Below are 22,535 nucleotides of genomic sequence, written 5' to 3'. Positions count from 1 at the left end.
CTCTTTTGGAAGCAACGCACCTTTTATAGTGCACCGCCATCCCGGTCCAGAGTTAATATCCGAATATATCCTACCGACTATAAATTATAGTCAGCAGGATATATTGCACCGGTAGCATTGAGCCACTCCGTCATCGTGCACTCATGTAATCGACTCGGGTAGGAACGCCTACCCCCCACCAGCATAACCACCGCCCACTGGCAGCACACACGGAGGTTCACCCGCGAAGTAGCCTAGTGCCTGCGCGACATCGACCTTATCTGAGAACGAGCGAACAAGTCGGCCCACTCGCCAGCACTCTCGATACTATGGAAAATCTTTTGCAGCGGCATTTCGATCATCGGATTATTTCCTGACGGCAGTAGACGTCGGGGATCGGTTTGGAGGCCGAAGCAAAGCTTTGATTGAGCATAGGCGTACCCGAGCTCGAACGCTGCGCCTTCATCGATCGTACGTCCATCAAGTACGATTATTACCGCACATGCGGCCTCTAGAGCTCGCACGTCACGGTCAAAAATCGACTTGTAGGCTGCTCGCTTTTCTACACCACAAGCCAGCAAATCAACGAGTTTGCCGCCGTCTCTCTGTGGTAGATAGACATCCAAGCTTGCCTCAATTCGTTCCGTTAGAGCGAGATTGAAGTCAAGTTCGGCTTCTGAAAAAAGGGGGGCCGCGAGGTACACAAGCGGCCGATTGTGATCAAACAGATCCACTGTTTGCTCCTATGTAGCTCCGCAGCTTTTGAGTCAGATCCGCCGGCTCGTATTTCTGGCGGTGTATGACTTCGGCGACTCGCTTCGTTAGCTCCGCAATACCCATAAACTGAGTATCGATTGTGATGGTGCCCGGCATGGGTTCGTATAGATCCCTCATGTCCTTCTGCATAGCCTCCAGTTTCTTCTCAGTATATTTATCCCTGCCTGTGGCACGTACTCGGGCCGACAGCTCTTTGGGATCACCTAGCAACAGGATGACGACGCCTTTTTCGATACCGTAGCCGCCGTGTCCATCATCAGGGCATATGTGATTCGCTAGGAATTCTGCCTTGGCGGATCTCTCATTACTAGCCGTGAAAACTAATGGGTCAAGCGGTGGACGGTCAACAACACTGATTACGGCTTGTTTCTCATACCGAAGCGTGTCATTTTTTTTCGTAAATTGATCTGCGATCCAGTTGTCTGTGAAAACTTTCTCCTCTTCCGTCAGTTTGTCCCACGGGATACCTAACACATCGGGCCGAGGTTCGAGCCACTCGTCCAAAACGTTCAGGTTGCGGAGATGACTGGTAGTCGTACTCTTACCAACTCCTAGGGCGCCAGTCATATAGAAAGTGTATTGCAGAGGAGTGCCGCTGCGTGTCGCCAGGTCACTAAGTTTGCCGTCAGAAATAGCATCCTCATTTATTAGTTTTAGTAGCAATCTAACTTCTGAAGATGTTAAAAAAAGCGTTATTAGATTATAGACTTTGAAATTTGTCTCGGAAATTAGCTGTTGTTCGATTTCGGAAAGGGTTTCCCTATTTTGAATCCAATGACAATAGTAGTGAAAGTTTCCGGGATTTGTCTCGGCGCCTCGCATTAAAACATTTCTAAGTTCTGCCTCTAGTGAACAGCCGATTAGCAGGCAGGTATTTCTAGCTAAGTGAGCCAAAAGAAATGACGAGTCGTGACCCCGAGAGCCTACATATTGCTTTGAATACGAAGCCTCTGAAAATACAAAACGGTCGACAGTTTTCTCCATAAGCCCTTCGGGAACATATCCGTGAAGATGATAAATCACACAGTCTTGTCGCCGAAATTGTGGCCACGGATCAGTGACAACCTCGAAGCCGCGGTTACCCTTATCTTTATTGCGCTTTCTTACCGCGAGTGCGCGCTCTAGATAGTCGTCGAAGTTAAAGTTAATAGTTAGCGCGCTATTTTGAACTAGTGGGATCAGCGCTTCCATATAGGAGTGTTTTGGTAGTTCAGCAGCTATGTCGATCGGTGGTGTCTTGTATAAATATTTTTGACAAATAGTGAGCCACTCCGCCGCTACAGTGTTCAACTGTTCCGCTGGGGATAGATCCGTCGTTTTTTCAAAAAACGCGGCTCGAAATTTTTGATAGAGAATTTCTGTCTGGTAGGGGGCTGCCATGCTCTTGAACGCATTACCTTCAACTATATCTTTTGCGTCCACGGCGGGATCTGAAGCGATGTCATTGATCAACTTACCCCACTGCGGAGCACCAAAATCAACGCTGATTCCTGCTCCAAGGATTGTGCCAAAGCGTTGCTTGCGGACTTGTGCTCGTAAATGCACGATGGCGCGAGGGTACCGCTTCAGAAGATCGCAAAAATCCTTATCTTTATCGTTTTCCTTGACCATGCTCAGCCCTATAGTAAATCAATTTGTCCGCTCGCGTTTTCACGCTCTTTGATGCGCAGGCGCCATCCATTTGGCGCTAAAGACTGTTCTGTTCTAGCACGTAGTCCCTCGGCGACTTCAATGTGTTGTTCAAATACGTCTAGGGACGTTGCATCAAATGTCTCGTACACATGATTTACGTTCCAGAGCCCTGAGCTTTTGACGGCTTCGCGTGTGCTCCAGCGGCCGAGCCACTTTCCACTTGGTAGGTCTAATGGCCCCGTTGGGCCTGCCAGGAGTGCAATGAAATTCCTTTCCAAATAACCGCGATCACTATCAGCCGACGATATGTCTGGCACCTCCAGCCATACTACTTCCATACCTCCAATGTGCTCGGAGACTGCTAGTTCAATCTGTTCTTCTGCAGAGCGAACGTCGGTCGATGCAGACTGTCCCTTGCCCCAAGTAGGGAAGTTTGGCTCAAGCGCGCCACGCCTTATTAGGGATTCGCCCACGTGAAGGCGAAAAATTGATCCGCGGTGATTACCAAGACCGTTGCCTCCCCCACGATGCGTACGGAGGCGGTTCCAAAGGGTGGCCTTCGATCCCACACTTACCGCATGAGTGCCGATTCGAACAACTCGGTGCTCGAACGGTGAGGTCATACGCATCTCGCCATCTTCAAAGAAAAAGTAGATGCCGCGTTTGTGTCTAACCGATGCAGCCGTCTGCTGAGATAGTTTCCGACCCAAGCCGGTATTCAAAGCTGCGACACGCTCAAGAAGCGCGTAAAAGCGGTCAATGTAGCACAGGCGTGCGTGTTCGCTTTCGACTTTCTGCAGCCAAGATACCTGGCTACCAATCCCCAGCGCCGACATCGGAGCTGCAGTTTCACGGCCGTCTGCCTCGAATGCAGGAGCAAGATACGAACGATATGCAGATCCCGCCAAAAATATGACACGCCCCCCTGTGGGCACGCGCGCATTTAAGGCACTACGGACATCTGCAGCCCATGCTTGTCGTTGCGTCTCGCTTTGTTCTAGGAGCGACTCATTGTAAGGGTTAATTACTTCCTCGGGAGACAGCAGTCCATGCTTCGCAGAAAGAATAAACCATTGATCGGCACGCCGTTGAGCGTAGCTGCGCGCAGCAAAAAAGAGCGGTGACCGGTAGATAAACTCAGCTGTTGCCGGTTGATCACCCTTTCTACTGGTACAAGCGACCAAACAAACTGTATTCACGCGGGCCTTCTCCAAAAACTCCGTCACTTAATGCCCTGCCACGCGAACTCGTGGAGTTTGCACGCGTCGCACGCGCCGCATGGTACGAATCCGGCCTCTGCAATTTTTGGCCTGTAGCAGCTCCATGTGTCATGGCGCTGCAGGCCCAGACGGTGGGCGAGCTTGGCGATCTGAGGCTTCGACTTCTTTTGCAGCGGCGCGGAAAGCTTTGGCCCTTTGGGAATAGCGTATGAGAGCATCTCTCTGAAACTTTCGATGAACTCGGGGCGGCAGTCAGGATAGCCGGAGAAATCAATCGAGTTGATTCCCGTCCATACTTCGTCAGCGCCTATCCCCGCTGCTTCGGCCGCAGCCAGCATGAGGAAAATCCCATTGCGGCCTGGAAGGAAGGCACTCGAAATCCCCTTCTTAATTTCTGCCATGGAGCGGTTTTTTGGGATCTCACGTACGGGCTTGCTCCAAGCGACCGACACAATCTTTCGCTCAATGCCGAAGCGAGCGCACTGGGCCGCTGCATAGTCCAGCTCGACGTGATGATGCTGGTTGTAGCTGACTCCGAGGCTAACGACCTCATGCCCACGCGATTGTGCGAGTAGTACGCAGACAGTAGAGTCCAGCCCACCGCTATGCAGCACGACAATCTTCCGTTTTTCCTTTTCCACTTCGTGCTCCGTTTCCACCGATTTCTCCAATGCTACTGCCTCGATCGTGTCCCGGGAAGTGGTGTAACTGAACCAGTCGAGGACACCCTACAGATGTAAGAGCATGGTTGTCGTAGTTATCGGCTAACGTTGAGTTTGCGAGGACCAAACACTCACTAGCAAAAATCACTGTGACCAAGCCCACTATCGATTTATTGGAGTTCGGGGTGTGTCGGCCTTTAGTTCAGCGAGACAGAGCAGTGGTAGACGAAAGATGCTTGCGTCGGCTCCCAAGAGGAAGCAATCTTAGCAAAAGGCTAGCATTGACGCTGCCAAGGGTGCTCCGGAGAGGTTGGTTTCTCTATCGAGTCCAAAGCCACATTAGCAAAGGATGCTCCATGCCCTTCCACGTCCCCGAAAGGTATTACTCCCTTTACAGCGAAGTCGAGCGTCGTTTTAAAGGCATGCTGCAGCGAGGAGTGATCACCGGCACTGAGGAATCAACCCTCGACCGCTGGCTCGACAACTTCCAAAGCGATGAAGAACTATATTTCGCTTCCCGCGTTTTGGAGCGGCTGATTTTCCGCTCACAGAGCATGATCGAAAGCTCGATCGACCAGTTGCTGCATTGCGTACTCCCTGCATATCTCCGCCAACACGAACTCTATTCGCACTCGAGTATCGAGGCTTTCCTTGAGGCACTAGGTAAGCCGGACTCGTCCTACCCGTTGCGTTTTGTGGGTGTCGATGGCCAAAAGGCATCCGATACAGGGAAAAGTGGTGCGGTCATCATCCGCCACTACAAACGCCACGCAGGTATCAACAAGATCCTCACCTGTCGGCCGGACAAGCTGCATCCGCTGCCCGAGCAGGTCAAGTGCCTCGTGTTTGTTGACGACATGCTGGGAACGGGCAAGCAGTTCAAGGACTTTGTACGCGATAACAAGCTGGAGGAGCTTGAAGGCGTGCACATGGTGTATTGCCCATTCGTAGCTTTCCGGGCGGGCGTAAAAGCGTTCGAGAAAAGCCCTTGGCTGACTGTATTGCCCATAGAAGTACTGGAGGCGCGTCATCAGTTCTTCAGTGAGTCAGTAAAGACCCCGGGCCTGTGGGCGATTGATGACACCAACACCGTTGCGGACGCACGTGCGTTTTACGATCAGTTGGCCAAAGACAAAGGCATCCCGCCAACCACGAGGCACGGCTTGGAGCTTGTACTCGGATTTGAGCATTCCACGCCCAACAATTCGCTGTCCCTGCTTTGGGCGGGATCGGATAACTGGACCCCTTTGTTTAAGAGATGACTTCAATGCCAGCACTAGCAGATGCGTTTCTGAAGAACCGAGCTGACAACCTGCCGCCTGACGTCTTTCAGGAATTCATCGTTCCACCGTTCTTCCAGCACATCAGCATTTTCCAAGACAAGAAGTCAGTACGGATCCTGGGCGGTCGAGGTTGCGGCAAGACGATGTTTTTGAAGTTCCTCTGTCACGGATCTACTTTCAGCGGTCACAGGGAGAACATCAGCGATGAGGTTTTTTCGAACCTTGGATTGTATTTCCGTCCCGACACCGGCTTCTGTTCCCTGATGACGTCTGAATGGTTGCAGGGCCAGAAAGATGGTCATGCGTTCTCCCACTACCTTACGCTGAGCTTGGTTGCTGAGATCTGCGAGGCCATCAAAACTATCGATGCGGCCAAGAACCTGGCCAATGGTCCACTGAGCGTTGGAAGTGCACGCCTGGGAGCGACGTTGGTTAGTCAACTTGGATTGCCCGAGCCCAGCATTGCTGCATTGCACCAGAGGATTGAGCAGAGCATGGCAGAGTTCGATCTTTGGGTGCGTAACCCTGATCACTGCCAGGTGCCGCAGTTTGTCCATTTCTCCGTCATCCTTACCGCCTTGGCGAAGGATCTGGCGAAGTATTCGCCACGCCTGGAGTCGATAGCATTTCGCGTGTTCGTGGATGAGTTCGAGAACCTGTTGCCTCGTCACCGTGAAATAGTCTGCGATGCAATCAAGCACCCAAGCCAGCGGATTGCGGTGCACATAGCTCATAAGCGGGACGCGGTGACAGACCTTAAAACCAGTGGCGTGGAGCGGATCGCCGAAATCCATGATATTCGAACGATCGATCTTGAATCGTATCTGGCCCGCGATAGCGACTTTGATGTCTTGGCTGCGGAGCTATTTCTATTCCGAATCTACCAAGCAGATGGCGTGATTTCCTGTCCAGCTTTCAGGCCCGAGCTGCTTCACGATCCGAAGCATCTGACCTACCGGCTTACTGAAGAGTACCGGCAGGACGTGGTCAACTGTGTGAAGCAGATCCTCCCCGAACTGAGTGCACCTGAAATTGCCCGCATGGCGCTTCAAGACCAGTCGCTTCGTCAGCGGGTCGGGAAGATGATCAAGAAAGGATTGGAGTTTCAAGGATTGGATCGCACCGTTGAGGTTGACGATCTGATCAATGAGAATGTTCCGGAAGCCACAGTCGTGCTTGGTGCGATCCTCAATCGTAAAACTCAATCCGGGAAAGACGCCCTGGGCTTGTTCCAGAAACTGCTGGTCAACGGCCGCTCCAAGACAGATCCATTCCACAAGCAGGGGGGGTGGGTAGACAACAACCTATACGGCTGCCTTTTTCATCTCTACGCTGGCCTGCCTAGACGGCCCAACATCCTCTACTCCGGTTTCTCGCGGTTCTGCAAGATAACAGCGCCGAACCTGCGGTTTTTCCAAGAGCTATGTCACAACACTTTGCTTTTGGGGTATCAGCGCAAATCGGCAAATGACATAGGGGAGCCACTACGTGTCGACTACGACACCCAGGCGACCGCGGTCAAGCAAGTCTCGGATGCCATGTTCGGAGACATTATGCAGCTAGGCCCGCAGGGCTATCGGCTGCTCGAGTTCGCGCGACGTCTCGGTGGGCTTTTCGAGGCATATAACAGGCGCCGTAGCCAAAGCGAGCCAGAGATCAATCACTTCTCGATCAACGAGGCTGACACGTCGGGTCTTTCTGCGGATGCTCAGACTATTTTGCGAGAGGCAAAAATCTGGTCGGTACTTAGGGAGACTAAAGACACCAAAAACAAAGCTGAAGTGGACACAGCGCAATTCGAGTTGGTTCTGAATGCCATTTACGCACCGCACTTCAGAATCAGTTACCGAAAGCGGCGCAAGATCACGCTCACTGCAGCGGAGCTCGACATCATATTGTCTCAGTCGGACTCAAACTTTGAAACGTTGGTGAAGCAGCTTGTCGACTCGCAAGACGACGACATCACTGCTCAGATCACTGGATCCCTGTTCTGAGGTTATCGTGCGATTTATCAGACAAGACCTGATTGATGAGCCAGGCCTCGATGCTTTGGCCAAGATGGAAATTGCCTTCACTGGGGTGGAGGGTCTGGATGACCGTACCGATTATTCAGTCGCGCGCTCAAGGCTGTTGGCGCGCCGGAGTGTACAAGTGCGATATGACCCTGAGGCTTTAGTTCTGCATGTTGGCGGAAAGCAGTACCGTGTCACTGACGCCGGATTTGAGGACTTTTGTCGGGATCACAGGGCGGTCTCAATCGTAGTAGACGCTACCTCTTTAGATTTTTCGGAAATCGCGCTCCTGCTTTATGCGTATACCTTTTCGAACAAGCAGCCGAGGGTCGGATTCTTGTATGTCGAGCCAAAGGAATATGTACGCCGCAACCTTGAAGAACCAGCGGTTCACGGTGCGGCCTTTGATCTTAGCAGTGGCTTTTCAAGGCAGCCGATTCCACCATTCATCCCATTGCTCACCCCGAGTGATACGGTGCATCTTGTCGCGTTCTTGGGCTTTGAAGGTGGGAGACTCACCCAGAAGCTCAATGAAGATGATGGTCAGCATTTTCGAAAGGTTACCATCGTATTTGGAATCCCTCCTTTCCAGGCGACCTGGGACCTTGAGGCGTTCATGGCCAACAGTCGACTGCTGGAAACGTCCAAAGCGAACGTTAAGTACTGCGGGGCGAATAACCCGAAAGCTGCTTATGATTTGCTCATGACGGCCACTTCGGCACTCACCTCGAGAAGCGAATGCAACCGCTTGGCCATCTGCCCGTTCGGTACTAAGCCGATGGCGATCGGAGCGGCGTTGTATTGCGCCGACCAACGCAAGGCTCGTGTTCTTTTCGATCACCCCAAGCGAAAGCCGGGTCGTACCAGGGGTGTGCATTGCATGCATTGGTATGAGGTAGAGATGGCCTAAGGGCGGAGGCTTTTGAAGCGCCTCAGATCCTCTGGAGTGACAGGGAATTTGAAACTTCCCTGTTTTTGTTTTGGCCTTGGGCTGCGGGGTAGCGGGGAGCTAAATCCCCCTGTCGAGCGATCATGTCGGGTTAGTAGTTCAGGGTGAGCGTTAACCCTGCGTCCGATCTCGTCGGCGATGTGTAGATAGCACTCGGTCCAACTATCCGCCACGACGTGAACGATTTCCACGTTGAGGGACTTCATCAGTGACGTGGCGGCTGTATTTTTGCTGGGAGCAAGTCCCGCTTGGTAGTAAAAAACTTTGCCTGTCTGGTTGAGGCGTCTACGCTTATGGAGGAGCAGCCACCAAAGGTCAATTTCGGTGAAATCCATGCCCAATCCGACGATATGTAGGTGATCTCTGAGGAAATGATCGACCCAAGAATAGACACTTTTATTCGACGTGAAATCGAGATCGCCATTCTTGACCGGAGAGGAGAGGCGGTAACCGAGCTTCTTGATCTCTACGCCTTCAGTGACGTAATTACGGATTTTCTGAAGGCTGCCGGCATACTGGTCGTATCCCAAGACCATTGAGCTGGGTCTGTCTGAGTCGCCATGAATATGCCAGACCTCCCTTTCGCCTGCTTTATAGCGACGGAATAGACTGTATCGAGATTCGGGGGACAGAAAGGCAGGAGCATGGAGTGGGCCTGTGAACGCTTCCTCAATGGTGAAATCGTAGTTGGTAGTGAGGATGACTTTGAATTGCTCACATATTCGCCGGTGCGCCTCAATAGGGCTGATCTGCTCAAGCAGTTTGGCGAATGCCACTTTCACAGCGTGTTCGGTTTCTCGGAAAACGCCAGGTGATCGAGCGCACAATTCTTCGATGAACATGGACAAAGGCTTATCGTCCAGATAATCGATCAACTCTGCTACCTCGAACTGTGTGGCCAGCTCGCGCAGGATCTGTGTCCAGTCTTTCTGCAACGCAGCCCGGTTGACGCCATTCCCTAGCAACAAGCTGTGCATGATTTTTCGCTCTTCGTAATGTTGCAGCCCTTGGCGCCAAATCGATCCGTGTTCTTGGTTTCAAACAGGTACGGGCATGTCGAGAAGTTTCGCGACGGTCAAATGCTTGGCGCAAGCCCCCCGTGCCGCTCCGCGGCGCCAATCCGAGCATTCAGCGCTGGTAATCCAGCGCACGACTCGCTCCAGGTGCTCGGCCGGCGCTCGTACTCTGAATACTGAGTCCGAATATGGGCTCTCCCCACTGACTACCACGGCTTTGCGTTCGATGCAGCGAGTTCCCACCCGCGGCAGCAGAATATCTCCGGCCGTGGCGTGCTGGTAGCCGGGCAATGTAGCGCTTTCGAAAGCGATTTCCAGGCCAGACTTGGGGAAGTCCGACGTGTGAAAGTGCTGCACACCAAGTTGCGCAAATTGGGTGCGAGTTCGACTTCCCCTGACGATGGACACGTTGAGGTCTCTCATGGTGACAGAGCCGCGAGCGCGCCTCAGGGTAGAATCCATTTCCTCAAATGCATGGTGGCTAGAGTCCATGCTTTCGATGGCCTGCGCGACGCCGATTCTGCGTTGTGCGATCAACGCAAACTCATCGTCGAGCTTCCCCAGTGTGACATGGCGAAGTCGTTTGTGTCCGAATCGAATCACCAGAACATAGGCCTGAACCTCGACCTGCCAGCCGAAAGCGAATCTGGGGAGCTCGTAGCATTCCACTGAACTTGCCGATTCGATGAGTTGCTTGCGGAATGGCTGGCTCTGGATGGCGCAGGGGATATCAGCGCCCACAATGAAGGCCGCAGAGCCTGCAGCTTTGAGTCTGGTCAATGACTCCATGACGAAGTAGAGATCGATGGGGGCCCAGGCGTGTTGAATGTCGAGGTCGGGGCAGAAGGACATTAAGCGCTTGCGTGCTCGGGCGGGTAGATCGTGAATACCGTATGGCGGGTTGCCGATCACATGGTCGAATTGGGCGTTCCCAAGCGCTTTTCCTAGGCCGGAGACCGACAGTACATCGCGCTTTAGATAGCGCACGCCACTCAGCTGCGGGCTGGCATCGATCATGGCCTGTTCAAGTTCCACCCCGGTATAACTTGCCGGCTGCGCTGCACTATGAACGGCCTGAGCCAAGCGGCCTGAGCCAGATCCAAGCTCCAACCAATCACCGCCTTGGGCACCAAGCAGTCGCAGCACGGCATCAGCCATGGGTTGCGGAGTCAGGATTTGACCCAAACGGGTGCGCGCATCCAGCGCTGCCCGGTAGCGTCTCACAGAGTCAATCGTTCGCATCCCTCTTCCACCTCCTAGTGATTGAGAGCTTGTTGCCCTAGCTCACACTTGATATCGTACTGATCTATGCCAAGAATCGCAACAACATCATCAGTAGAAGTGCTCGCTGCTCGTGGGCAGCTTCGACGTTATATCACAGACCTAGGGATCTCAGATAATGAGTACTCAAGGCGTTGTGGTGTGCCCCAATATACCATTTCGAAGTTTTTGACTGGGCACATCAAGAGCCTCACTCCCGCAATCGAGAAAGCATTAAGTTATGCCAATATTGGCATAGTTCACGATGTAACAGACTTGGCTCAGCACCCTGCGATTCGCAAAGCGCTGGGTTGTGCTTGGGATGGAACAGAAGAGGGGGCGCAGACCTTGGCGTTAATGATCGAAGCCATGGGACCCATTATCCGAGCCTCGCACGGAGGTGGTCGGAAGTAACTGACTTGACTCTATTTGAGAGTTGCCGACACTGCTTTCTTCTAGCGGCGGATCAAGCACCTCGCGGACGCTCACCGCTGAGCGCTATAAGGAGCGACTTAGTGCTGATCGGTTCCTGGCACTGTGTAGACTTCGCCAGTCGATCTGAAGCACAAATGCTTTCTAACAAGTCCGGTTTACACCCACTTTAGAAAACAGTTTTTCTCGGACTTCCTTGATGATCTACTCCCGAATAAACCACTTATCCGTTTTGATCTTTCGACGCCCTTTCATTTCCCACCTCAACGGCCAGAGTCAGCGAAGTAGTCATCCTTCGCCACGAGACTGAGATCATCGGGCAGCTCGGAGGCATCTGCGCTAAACATATGTTGAGTTCGCCTCTCCTGTTTTAGGTATGCGACTGTCTGGAAGAAGCACCTTTCACAAAGGTGCAATTCATAACGATCCCCGTCGTGAGCAGCGCCGTAACCCCAACGTGCCTCTAACGTGCCAACTTGATGCCCGCCCGTATCCAGCCTTAGCAATGTGATTATTCAGATATACCGCAATAGATAGCGCTTGCTGTCATTTTGACGCTATTATGCCGACATGACAGCAAAATGCCCTCAAAATGACAGCGAGTATCATCCATGGCCAGATTAAGCGTTCGCGACTTTCCTGATAACTTGCACCAGTTGCTGCTCCAGTCAGCTGCCAGACATGAACGCTCCCTAGAGGGGGAAACACGGTTTGGCCTGGCGCGCTACCTCGAGTCTCTCAATGCGCCCAAGCCTGAGGCGACGTCCTTATGTGAATCCTGGCAGCGCTCTACAGGCCAGCGCTTGCAAAAGCTATTTGCGCGCTTGCGCGAAGACAACGTTTTTCCTTGGCACGAGCGCAGCGATTTACCTCACCTGTCGCTGGCCTTGGGGGAACCGTCGCCGGCAACGCTGATGAACTGCATCGACGGTCGTGAAGCGCTGCCCTTTGATCTGGCCAAACGTATTGCTGATCGCTACAGTTGCAGCCTGGAGTGGCTAATCAGTGGCTCTAGCTCCATGTTTTCATATCCAGAAATTGGCGGGAACTATCACGAGTTTTTCGAGCCAGCTATCAGCGGTAGCGGTATCAGTATCAAGCTGGTCCGGCTCTGCACCGTTGAGGATGCCGAAGGCAATTCAGGCCCGCATGACGGTACCTTGCTGATGTTCAGATGCAAGGACGACAAACTAAACATTGCATCGGGATATAGCGGTCGCTTTTATCTAAATGGTCATATGGGTGGTGGTGGTCATGGCTGCCTGGCAAGTTTCGTCAAGTTTCTCAATGAGAATAGAAACTTGCAATTCAGCGAGTACAACTGCACAGCGCCGACTAATGACTCTACGATGTGGGACCACCACCCTAACTACTACCTTGATTTTAAGCATTGCAGTCGAGCGTCTTGGCTATATCCGCTGTGTGCTGGTAGATCGCCTTCCAGCATTGACTGGACGCAGCAGCACTCCTACATGAGCCCAAAGCAAAGTGAGCAGCTACTTTCATAAGCAAGGCTCAGCTGCTGGGCACTGGTATGGCCTTTAAACTAGATTGAGCGAAACCACTCCTTTTAGCACAGTTTTTATAAGTTAACTCCGCAGCGGATGGCGCCCCGCATCGGGGCGCTGCCAGATTCGCCTCTTGCGGCGGCCCCCTGCATGATCTTTTACCCTAGCGAGCGCGCGTGCCCAGCGCCCACCGGTCCCTTCTCTTGTAAAGACCATAAGGTCATTCTCTTTGTAAACAACTCACCTTCAGCGCCACTACCGTCCCGATCCGGGGATCCGAATCGATCAGGTCTTTGGGAAGACTTCTCACATGTAGCACATTCGGTGAGCTAGCCCATACGGCTAGGCCCCAACCATCCTTGTGAGGCTCAGCAGGCCAATGGCTTGGCGCAAACCAAAAGCTGGCTGGAATCAATTAAGGGCACTAACGTATTTCCAGCAATACCTATGTCCAGTCACAATGACTCATTAGCTAGATCAAGAACGTTGCAGATAACCACTGGCTGAATGTGCCAGTTAGAAACGAGGCATATCTTGGGAATAATAGGGAGCCAAGATGAATCTTTGTGAATGTTTTAGGTGTATCACATGCGGGACTGAAATCGACTGTCGGATTGGGATGTCAAATCGTGACATTCAACCCTTCCAGTTCGCCTGCCCCAACTGCGAGGAAAGGATTTCATTTGTGTTCGGGCAAGTTGACGCCGAACTGCAGGGGGCTGAAAAAGTCGAGGATTTTGAGGCCCCATTCAAGGGTGATAAGCCTTTTGTCGACCTCCACCTAGATTTTCCTGTCTACGTAGGGGAATACAAGCAGGGGATGACTACATTTCTTCGTGTGACCCAAGAGCTAGGTATGGGAGCGTACGCACATCTTAATCAGCGACTGCATATGCTGAATTACCTCTATCCGGTACAACGAGATCTGTTCAGCCTTATTACCCAGTACAAAAGAGGAGATCTTGATAGTTTCGAAAAGGTTTGCGCAAGAATTCCAGGGGTCAGCTTAATATCGAGAAAGAAACAAGACGTATTAGCAGCACTGTATTCTGCGACTTCAGTCATGTCCTCGCCATTTACGATACATGAGCATAATGCTGAGATTAGCGATGTGGCTCCTAAAATTTATTATTGGCTACTCGACAATCATCGCGAAAAAACTATTGAGTTCATCGACAGTATACTGAGCAATGGCTTCCTTAAAAACTTACACAACGACTGTCTATCTCTATATCCAAAATTAGTTTCTATGGACTTAGCTTTTCGGCCTGCTTTCTTCTATGACTACGCTGATACAGAACAGCTGGGTGACATCCCAGCCATGATGTCGACTGCAGACTTTGATAGTTGCAATAATTTTTACAAAGACCTTGCTGAAGTATTCTCACGTCAAATAACACTGATTGCCGGTATCAACAACCTATTGAAACGTGGCGACTTTAACCAGTTCGAATCGTCTTTAAAGCAAACGAAAAAGGGTATTAGGCCAGGCCTAGAAAGCCTTGATGCTTTTGCTAACGTCGACCTAGGCAACAAAATCGATTTCATAGACAGCTCATTTTATGCGATAGATCTTAATGCCATCGATAACAAACTTAGGAATGCCATCGCCCACTACAAATATAACTATAAGGAGTCAAGTCAATGCATCACGTATTATCCGAGCAAGGAAGGCATGAGCCGGGAAAAGTACTATGAAATCCAACTCATGAGTTTCATTAGAAAATCACTGCTTCTATTCAGGGAAGTTCACAGCGTGAACCACATTATCAAGGCAACCCTTTTTTTATGTGTCTTGTTGTTGAAAAAGGACATATAAAAAGATAGGAGGTTACGGTATGCACAGCACCCGAGGTTAGGAGCACCTGGAGCCATAGAAGATGCAGATCGGCGTGCCTAGCCCTTAGGCCAGCTCAACAGAGCTAAACTGAAGATTACCGAGAATGAGTACCAAGGTACTCCTGCACGATGACTTTGAGGGGCTCAATATGACCATGCCGAATGAACGCACCCGTGCAGTCATTCAATCGGGGGAATTTCTGCTCGAACTATCCCAAGATATATCTTTGCCCGAACGGATACGCCGTGAAGCCAAATTTCTCCTGCGTCACTATCCAAATCCGTTTCAGATGCTGCTGGCGGGTAGGATAGAAGAAGCTTCAGATCCTGACGTGTCCCCAATGGGTCCGGTTTTCAGCTCTTCCACCGAAAGCAGCTATCACTCCCCGATCACTTACGCCACAGACGCGAAAGTCCCCAGATGAACGATTGGGATAGAGCTATCGGAGCCCTGGCCGCTGCTCGAAAAGTCGTGTTTTTCACCGGCGCCGGCGTCTCTGCTGCAAGTGGAATTCCAACATTTCGCGACAAGCTCACAGGCTTTTGGGAGAAACACGCCCCTGAAAAGTTGGAAACAGCACGGGCTTTTCGAGAGAACCCTCAACTGGTCTGGGGGTGGTACCTGTGGCGGCGTTCCCAAGCTGGCCAAGCCCAACCAAACGCCGCTCATCTTTCGATTAGCCGACTGGCGAGCACCGGCATAAAGGTTTCGGTTATCACTCAGAATATCGATGACCTGCACGAGCGCGCGGGATCTCAGAACGTCGTGCATTTGCACGGCAGCTTGATCAATCCGATCTGCTTTGCCTGCAAGCGTCCGGCGGAACTCACAACTGATCAATTCCAGGTCTCTGCAGAAGGACAATGGGTAGAGCCTCCACGGTGTACCCGGTGCAATGGGAAACTCCGACCCGGAGTTGTGTGGTTTGGAGAGGATCTGCCTTCAGGATCTTGGAAAGCAGCATTGGCTGACGTCAAAAATTGCGACGTTCTGATCTCCGTCGGGACTTCGGGAATCGTCAGGCCTGCGGCGGATATTCCTGAAATCGCGTCGACATCTGGCGCGACGGTCATCCACGTCAACATTGCAGACGTTTGCCTAGGAGCTCCAAACGAGCTGATGCTCATGGGCTCGGCCGAGAATGTGTTGCCTGCGCTGTTGCAGGCCACACCCTCTTCATAGGACTGACAATGTCTTGGAAGGACACGCGACTGCTTTCGTAGAGCTTACTTTGCAGGCCCTCTGGGCTTAGGTGACCCTTTGGACTCTGATAGCAGTCGGCTGTACGCATCTTCTAAGCCTTCCCGAGTTTGCGCGGGCAATGCTGGTTTCTTCTCCCGCTTGGGCTTCGAAGGGAGATTGGACGGTGAACCCGGTGGATGGAGCTGCTCGAAACTCTTGCGCTCCTCGGCTGTAAGGGATGAAACAAAAACCTTCTCGCTCACCCGTGAAGCACGATCGTCCTTGGCAAAGCTCAAGACGTTTGATGGCATCGGCACCGGGAACGGGCAACGAAGGTCAGGCCTGACCCTGGTTTTGTTCTTATGAACGCTGAGGCGAATTAGCTCCTCGACGTCGTCCCTACTACTGGAGTAAGCGGCTGAAAGGTATGCTTTATTGACGTCCTCCAAAGTAATCGTATGGCGACGGGCTGCACGGGCTTCAAGATACGCCACCTTGATCAGTTGTACCGCCAAGCGCTTTATACCGAACGTCCAGCGATACAGCTCATGTATCAGGGCACTCGGATCTGCAGATACGCGCCGCCCGCTTACCCGTATGCATTCTAGAACGTAATCCTTCCAGGCCTTCGAGTCAGGATGGTCCGGTAGCATGACACGGGGTTCAGAGAGAAGCCGTTGCTTGTCCTCACTGTTCCTTGTCAGCAATTTGTGGCCCAGGCTGTAGTTGGCCACATAGATCATAGGAACCCCAAGCCCGGCCATGGTGAGCAATATGTCCGTCACCCGGGCTACGCCTTGCCCAGTACTCTGATGCTGCATTTCTTCGAGCACCATCAGTGATACACCATCACGATTGACCCTACGCCGGCATTCGGTCAGAAGCTTGGACGTGTTCGCTCTCACCCCTGTTGCGTCGCCGCCAAGGAAGTCTCCCAACAGCTGCCTGCCGCCAGCCTTACCCCTGGCGCTGGCGTACCAGTACGAGATTAATATATGAGGTTCGTGGTAATGAGCGGATGCATACGGTGCAGGTCCAGGCATCACCTTCATCAGCGCACTGATAGTTTGGCTCTTCCCAACCCCTGCAAGGCCGGTGAGGCAGATAGGAAACGCCTCGTTCTCAGGGGGGTGATACAGCCGCCGCTGATATTGCCGGTCCGTGGAGAAACTCTCAGCCGAAAAGCTGCGCGCACGATCAACGCTATCTTTGATGAAGTCCAAAGAAAACTGGTTGGGAAGGAAAATCGTCTTCAGTACCTCTGACAAACGCTCAGCGGCCAATGCAGGGCTCAACTCCTCAAGCCCGGCTACCGGATCAGGTTGCACTGTAATCAAACGCCGGATATCAGCCAGCGTGTCCAGCCCGTCAAAGCGTGCAGAAAAGATGTTAGTCATTGCCTTTCCCCATCAACCGCTTCTGGTCAGCGGCATCACGCTCAGCCGCTCCGCCCTTCGCAGGACGCCCAGGCTTGCGGGTGCCACTGTCCCAGGCTTTGCCTGTGGCGTGAAAAAATTGGGCATTGCGATCCTGAAGGATTGCGGGCTTCTCCTCACGACGCTCCGCATTGCCGCGCAGCCGATTCTCATTGAGCACTTGAAGATCCGACAGCGAAATGTCGACACTGCTGGGATGTACGCTCGCCGGCTTTACAAAGTCCAACTCGTACAAAACGCCTTCTAATTCGATCCAGATATGTCTGACACACATGGTCATCACATAAGCTTTGACCGGTATCTTGCCATTGAGCGCAATGCGGTCAAAAACCTCGGTGTCAATTAGCTTCGATGAATTGTACTTACGACCATAAAAATATACCCCACTCCTTTTGATGTGCGCCGGATGAAGTGTCAGGAATTCTCTCACGGCGTAGTCAAAACTTACCTCCGTGCCGGAATCGTAACCAAGATCACTATAGAACTTGTAAATGTTATGCGGGGTGGGGCTGAAGCCCACTTCCAACATCTCAGGTGTCATTCTCCCTTCAGCATCTGAAACATGGTTATCGTAAATAGCTTGCAGAATATGCCGCTTGCATATCTCTACAAAGTTGAGAGAGCTATGAAAGTGTGTTGGCTGATCATTGTCAGATTTGGTCCTAGGATGCGACGATTCAACCGTTGCTTTCGACTGACCCGAGTGAGTAGGAGTCAGTTCAAGTCTGGATAACCAACTCATCATTTCGCCACGGGCCACTGCTTCTGAACGAATCGGTACGCCCATGGTAGAGCCTGGCCCACGGTCAAAGACGATGTTTTGCGGCAGACCGTAAGTCGGCCAGTCTTCTTTTCTGATCGTCAGACCAAACAACGACGCAAATTTGACCTTGCAAATGGCCATCGAGAACAGGGCCATGCGGTAGGCTTCCATAGTTTCTTTGTTTTCGGAGAAACCCAAGGCGACTACGGCACCAGACTGGCCACACACCCCTCGAACTATACAGGCCGAATCCATAGCGGATCCTTCGAGCAAGCCAGATATCTTGCCTTTGGGGTTATAGCCGTCAAATTCAACAAGTTGGTTTACATTGACCAAGTCATGGGAAAAGCTTCCAACAAACCCGGACTTAGCTCGAGCCCCACTGGTACCTCTACGTGCCTTCCTATATGCCTTGGTGCTTATCGCCTGACCAAGGTAGTAATCGTACTGTCCTTTTGTGGGGAAAGGCTTACCTTCGGGGTGATAGAACTTCTTATTTCCTGTCGATGTTGTAAAAGGAATACAACCGAATTCACCCACCAGCACGGCACCAAAGATTTCAGCGTCAGATTTAGTTTTATCGTTGTATTTGATGAACCCGTCCAGGATAGAAGCCTGCATTTGGGCCGTAGCAGGAGATCGGGATTTGCGTCCTGACTTTGGCGGCCTTCCCAACATTTGCCCGTCTGCGGTCTGTTCCCTTTTGCCTCTGCCGCAGCGGTCGAACTTGGGCATAAGCGCCCACTTCGAGCGGCCGAATACCAGATAGCTAAAAAACCAAAACCTCAACCGGGCTGCATTCTGAGAAGGTGACTGATTGGCAGCATGAGCGTTGATGATCGATTCGGGATTGTCGTTAGAGAGGATCTCTTCAGCATGGCCTACCAACTCCGCTATGGCGAGGTAACGCTTGTTAACCATTTCATCGTAGCTTTTCGTTGCCCTTACCCGATCTTTTTCCAATTGATCCACTGAAATGCCACGGATGGCCATTAACCAAGGAGGTGTGGCGTCGCTACCGCATTCCACAAGATCACCATTGGTCAGAGCCAGATCAAATTCAGGCCGGGAAAACGTTAGCAAACTTGCAGTCGTGCCCTCTTCATCAAAAAATACAAGGCGTGCCCTGTTTACCCTGCCGTCACCTGCAAGGAAATAGTATTCGACATCCTTCGTCAGCCCTTTGAATCCTTCAGGTGCTCTCAGCTTAGAACCAGTGATCATTCGGATAGCCCGGCAAAAAGTGAGCTATAGACCTGCAGAACATCCGGCGCATCCGTCATCAATGGATGATCGATAAGGATCGGGTCAAACAAACTGACCGGTAGTTTGCGCTCCCATATGTCTTTGTAGATCTTCGTCAGAAACAGATCACGCCGCCCCCACCGCTGTCCGTACATCAACGCAACGGACGCTACTGGTCTCCCTTGAGTGACACAGTCTTCGATGTCGTGTGAGAAATCCTCGAGAAGATTTGATTCGAGGCTGATCTCGCGATCATGGTAGCCATACAGAAGATCCAAGTTGGCCACTAGGACTGGATCCAGCAGATCCCTGGAAACCCTCACAGTCCTGATTCCTGCACTGTGGTAGTAAATCTCTTCCAAGGCGTGCCGTAAGCGAGCTTTCTCGCGGTTTTCTTTCTGTTTCGCCAAGCTCTTCAAACTTCCCCGAGCGACCTCATCAAAATCCATCGCATTCAACTTTACTGTCCAGTTCACGGCATAGGGGTCCGAGCCTTGCGGCTGGATATAGAGAAGCAGATCGCCCAAATAGGGGTGGGGAACCCTCTGGCGCTCACCATCATCGTAGGTCACGACAGCTGTAGCGTGTTTGAGACCGATTTCCTCTGCAACCAATGATGTTCCCTTCACTGGCAGAAGTTTCAGCCCAGCAGCTAAGGGGTTTCCTTGAAGTGGATGAACTTGTGGAATGGGGCTGAGCATTTTCTGCTCATGCAACTCGAACACGTCGGGATTATAAAGAGCCAGTTGTGCGAAGATTCTTTCAGGGGTAGAAAGAAGATGCAGCGCTCGTCCAAGCTTCCTGCTATTAAGGCGGCATATACGAGAGCCCTTGGGTGCTTCACCAGGGACCGCATAAATTCCGGATAAGTAATTGTCTCCCCATTTGAAACGGCCTTGTCGGCCTATTATGCGGAGTAACGATTTTTTTAGATCCACTTATGTTATCTACCATCCATTCAATCCTTAGCAGGTGACGCATAACAGTCCACCTACATCGGTTGAATAAGCCATCCAATAGCGCGGGCACGGCGATAGCTACACCACGCGCGGTATACTTTTCTGGAGACGAGCGGAGCCGTGCAGGGCTTGACGCCCTACGCGAGGGGATAGACAATGGATTCGTCAGGAGTCGAAAGCTGACTTATCCTCAAAGGCCCAAGGTCACACTTGGGCCTTTGTCTATCTGGCTCCTGGGTTTTCTATCCAGATTCCATGTTGTTTTTCCTCAAGCTTCAGTAATAGGCACTCAAACTATCTCGTTTGAGATAGCTGCACTTTGATAGCAACCTCGACGTTAATTAGGCAGAATTTGCATCGGTCGTTTGTAATGCATCTTCAGTTTCAGTACTGCCTTTAGTAAACGTCAATTAATGATGCATGGTACCGCCGAAAAATGTCGGTTGACAACTGGAATAAAACAGCTAAGTTGCGCCTCCGCCGGCGCTTTTTTACTGACTTCCCAGTGTTTTCGGTGCTTGGAGCGCCAAAAACCGGCATGCATAGATGACCCGGCAATTAAAAAAATTTGGTAAATCCCCCCAGTTATGGGACCTACGATTCGTGAATAATCGTCTACCTGTTTAGGCGAAATTGATCCGTAGCACGAGTAGCCGGCCGCTAAACTCATTTCCTCTGTTTCCGCTCGGAGGCCACATGAGCGTCACTTCAGGTCAGGAATGGGTGAGAGGGCAATTCCCTCGGCTGGACTGGCTACCCGACGAAACACTATTCAGCCTATGCAGTCGACAGCATCTTGTAATGGGTAACCTGGACCCTGCGACTACATCGACTGCCGTGCTGGGCCTATCTGAGAAATTTATAAAGCATGATATTCCTTGCGGCATAGCAGCTTTAGAACAGAATGGATTTCATTATTGGGGAAACGCGGAGTCGATTCTCCTACATCACACAATATTCTCAGTGTTTGTACCGTTCCAAAATAAAATAAAAATTGAAGATGCAATAATAACTATAAAAGGCGATCGAATTGATTCACTTAAATATCGACTTGGCTTGGTATCAAGTGGTTTTGGCGCTGAACACCCGTTGAAAGCATGTCCGTATTGTATGCGCGAGGATGTGGACGCCCATGGTATAGCTTACTGGCACCTCACACACCAATATCCAGGTGTGTTGATCTGTCCACGCCACCAAGCTTGGCTCATGGTATCCACCAAAAGTAGGCGGTGGTCAGGTAGGTTTGAATGGTCGCTACCAACCAAGGACTGCTTGATCCAACAGGCCTCCTCACAGAAGCTGTGGTTACGCCCGGCTTTCCTGAACTTGGCAAACAATGTCATCGATCTTGCGGTCATCGGCAGAGTAATGTCCCTCGAGTCCTGCACCGTCGCTGCGACCTATCGAAAAGCTGTGCTCCAAGGGGGTAGATCTGCATCGCTGCTTGATCGCATAGAGCCGCTTCGCCGCTTTCATCTGTTTGAATCATTGCCGGAAGATGAGAAAAGCACTGAGTCATTTATGAACCAGCTTATCCGTACCCCCCGCAGAAGCATTCATCCTTTGAAGCATCTGCTACTGATTGATTGGCTATTTGATGACCTGCGCTCGTTCCTGAAGGCCTACGACGCTGAAGTCGCCAGATTAGTCCAGCGAGTCGCTAGCACTCCATCGCGAAAACCTGATGAGCAAGTCTCGCTTTCAAACGCTGCGGCTCCAACCAAAAACACTCCAAGGCCCAAACGATTAAAAGGCCAGCTTAAAGAGGTTCTGCTCTCAAAACTGGGCAAGGGCATTCCGAAACAGAAGCTTTGTAAAGAGCTTGAGATCTCGGTCTCAACGATCAATAGGTTGTTGCGTGCCAATCCAGTTACCAATGCCCTGGCTATTGAAGCTAGGAACAGCCGGGAACTAGCGGAGCACAGAGCGCAGTGGCAATATCTACACAATTTGCATCCTGAACTGGGGGTCCAGGCTTTGAGAAACACCATTCCTTCTATCTATGCCTGGCTTTATAGAAACGACAAAGCATGGTTGATGGCCAAAGAGCAAACCTTCGTCAAACCGGCCAAAGTGGAAAAACACCCCATTGACTGGGAGGCCCGGGATTCTCGGCTGCTCAGCATGATACGAACGGCGTACGAGGCGATTACTGGACTGCAGCGCGGTCCAGTCACTACGACCGAGCTTTACGCCCGGGTTCCCATGCTCTCGTCTTGCTTGGAAAATCGGAACCGATACCCCGCCTCAAGAGCATTCTTGTCCACGGTGCTGCATCGCTCCAAGTCGAAGGTCCTTCACGACCACGTGCAATGCGGTAAGGCCAGCGGATTTCGGTAGCCCCTCACGCTAGCTGAAGAAACGAACGAGGTGTAAGGAC

17 protein-coding genes are annotated in these 22,535 nt (G+C 51.7%); 8 read left to right on the top strand and 9 right to left on the bottom strand.

Going from position 1 to position 22,535, the window contains the following annotated elements; all coding sequences use genetic code 11:
* Positions 1-233: 233 nt before the first annotated feature.
* The 4 genes from A7317_RS29125 to queC are packed head-to-tail and all read right to left on the bottom strand — an operon-like array spanning position 234 to position 4,249.
* On the bottom strand, positions 234-713 hold the full coding sequence (locus A7317_RS29125; RefSeq protein ID WP_081329270.1) for a nucleoside 2-deoxyribosyltransferase: 480 nt from the start codon (positions 711-713) through the stop codon (positions 234-236).
* Entirely contained in the window at positions 700-2,367 is a 1,668-nt protein-coding gene (locus tag A7317_RS29120; protein WP_069077312.1) for an SIR2 family protein, read from the bottom strand. Before A7317_RS29120 ends, A7317_RS29125 begins: the two co-directional genes overlap by 14 nt.
* Before the next feature lie 8 nt (positions 2,368-2,375).
* A complete protein-coding gene (locus A7317_RS30935) occupies positions 2,376-3,614 on the bottom strand; it encodes a DUF6884 domain-containing protein (RefSeq protein WP_216639835.1) in 1,239 nt (412 codons plus the stop codon).
* Entirely contained in the window at positions 3,611-4,249 is a 639-nt protein-coding gene (gene queC, locus A7317_RS29115) for a 7-cyano-7-deazaguanine synthase QueC (protein WP_172831365.1), read from the bottom strand. Before queC ends, A7317_RS30935 begins: the two co-directional genes overlap by 4 nt.
* A gap of 377 nt (positions 4,250-4,626) precedes the next feature.
* On the opposite strand from queC, the gene A7317_RS29110 reads away from it, so the two are divergent.
* From A7317_RS29110 to A7317_RS29100, 3 genes are read left to right on the top strand one after another with little or no spacing between them, the layout of a single operon-like run.
* Positions 4,627-5,532, top strand: a complete 906-nt coding sequence (locus A7317_RS29110) for a hypothetical protein (RefSeq protein WP_069077310.1) — start codon at positions 4,627-4,629, stop codon at positions 5,530-5,532.
* A gap of 5 nt (positions 5,533-5,537) precedes the next feature.
* The gene (locus tag A7317_RS29105; protein WP_069077309.1) at positions 5,538-7,547 is read left to right on the top strand and encodes a hypothetical protein; all 2,010 of its coding nucleotides are present in this window, start codon (positions 5,538-5,540) and stop codon (positions 7,545-7,547) included.
* On the top strand, positions 7,492-8,475 hold the full coding sequence (locus tag A7317_RS29100; protein ID WP_147468000.1) for a hypothetical protein: 984 nt from the start codon (positions 7,492-7,494) through the stop codon (positions 8,473-8,475). The genes A7317_RS29105 and A7317_RS29100 overlap by 56 nt, the downstream gene beginning before the upstream one ends.
* Here the strand turns inward: A7317_RS29100 and A7317_RS29095 are convergent.
* Together A7317_RS29095 and A7317_RS29090 are read right to left on the bottom strand one after the other, a co-directional pair.
* Positions 8,472-9,491, bottom strand: coding sequence for an SIR2 family protein (locus A7317_RS29095; RefSeq protein WP_069077307.1), 1,020 nt, complete (start codon positions 9,489-9,491; stop codon positions 8,472-8,474). The genes A7317_RS29100 and A7317_RS29095 overlap by 4 nt on opposite strands.
* Positions 9,492-9,551: 60 nt before the next feature.
* Positions 9,552-10,547 (bottom strand): hypothetical protein, encoded by a 996-nt coding sequence (locus A7317_RS29090; protein WP_155766423.1) that lies wholly within the window; start codon positions 10,545-10,547, stop codon positions 9,552-9,554.
* Positions 10,548-11,833: 1,286 nt separating this feature from the next.
* Here A7317_RS29090 and A7317_RS29080 point away from each other — a divergent pair.
* The 4 genes from A7317_RS29080 to A7317_RS29065 all read left to right on the top strand — a co-directional run bounded on the left by A7317_RS29080 (position 11,834) and on the right by A7317_RS29065 (position 15,752).
* Complete coding sequence (locus A7317_RS29080; protein ID WP_069077304.1) at positions 11,834-12,730, top strand: FitA-like ribbon-helix-helix domain-containing protein; 897 nt, start codon at positions 11,834-11,836, stop codon at positions 12,728-12,730.
* 685 nt (positions 12,731-13,415) lie between these two features.
* The gene (locus tag A7317_RS29075; RefSeq protein ID WP_237141783.1) at positions 13,416-14,549 is read left to right on the top strand and encodes a hypothetical protein; all 1,134 of its coding nucleotides are present in this window, start codon (positions 13,416-13,418) and stop codon (positions 14,547-14,549) included.
* A 124-nt stretch (positions 14,550-14,673) separates the two neighbouring features.
* Positions 14,674-14,994: a BPSL0761 family protein gene (locus A7317_RS29070; protein WP_237141782.1), complete on the top strand. Its 321-nt coding sequence runs from the start codon at positions 14,674-14,676 to the stop codon at positions 14,992-14,994.
* Positions 14,991-15,752, top strand: a complete 762-nt coding sequence (locus A7317_RS29065) for an SIR2 family NAD-dependent protein deacylase (RefSeq protein WP_069077302.1) — start codon at positions 14,991-14,993, stop codon at positions 15,750-15,752. Before A7317_RS29070 ends, A7317_RS29065 begins: the two co-directional genes overlap by 4 nt.
* 44 nt (positions 15,753-15,796) lie before the next feature.
* Here the strand turns inward: A7317_RS29065 and A7317_RS30490 are convergent, their stop codons facing one another.
* The 3 genes from A7317_RS30490 to A7317_RS29050 are packed head-to-tail and all read right to left on the bottom strand — an operon-like array spanning position 15,797 to position 19,897.
* Positions 15,797-17,149, bottom strand: a complete 1,353-nt coding sequence (locus A7317_RS30490; protein WP_081329267.1) for a transposase — start codon at positions 17,147-17,149, stop codon at positions 15,797-15,799.
* The gene (locus A7317_RS29055) at positions 17,142-19,175 is read right to left on the bottom strand and encodes a transposase (protein WP_069077301.1); all 2,034 of its coding nucleotides are present in this window, start codon (positions 19,173-19,175) and stop codon (positions 17,142-17,144) included. The genes A7317_RS30490 and A7317_RS29055 overlap by 8 nt, the downstream gene beginning before the upstream one ends.
* Positions 19,172-19,897, bottom strand: a complete 726-nt coding sequence (locus A7317_RS29050) for a transposase (protein WP_228394610.1) — start codon at positions 19,895-19,897, stop codon at positions 19,172-19,174. The genes A7317_RS29055 and A7317_RS29050 overlap by 4 nt, the downstream gene beginning before the upstream one ends.
* A 954-nt stretch (positions 19,898-20,851) precedes the next feature.
* Here A7317_RS29050 and A7317_RS29040 point away from each other — a divergent pair.
* Positions 20,852-22,495 carry a TnsD family Tn7-like transposition protein gene (locus A7317_RS29040; RefSeq protein WP_081329266.1) on the top strand — a complete coding sequence of 548 codons (1,644 nt, stop codon included), beginning with the start codon at positions 20,852-20,854 and terminating at the stop codon, positions 22,493-22,495.
* Positions 22,496-22,535 lie beyond the last annotated feature (40 nt).

The organism is Pseudomonas fluorescens (genome assembly GCF_001708445.1).
GTDB lineage: Bacteria > Pseudomonadota > Gammaproteobacteria > Pseudomonadales > Pseudomonadaceae > Aquipseudomonas > Aquipseudomonas gorinensis.
This window is presented reverse-complemented; position numbering and strand designations above follow the sequence as displayed.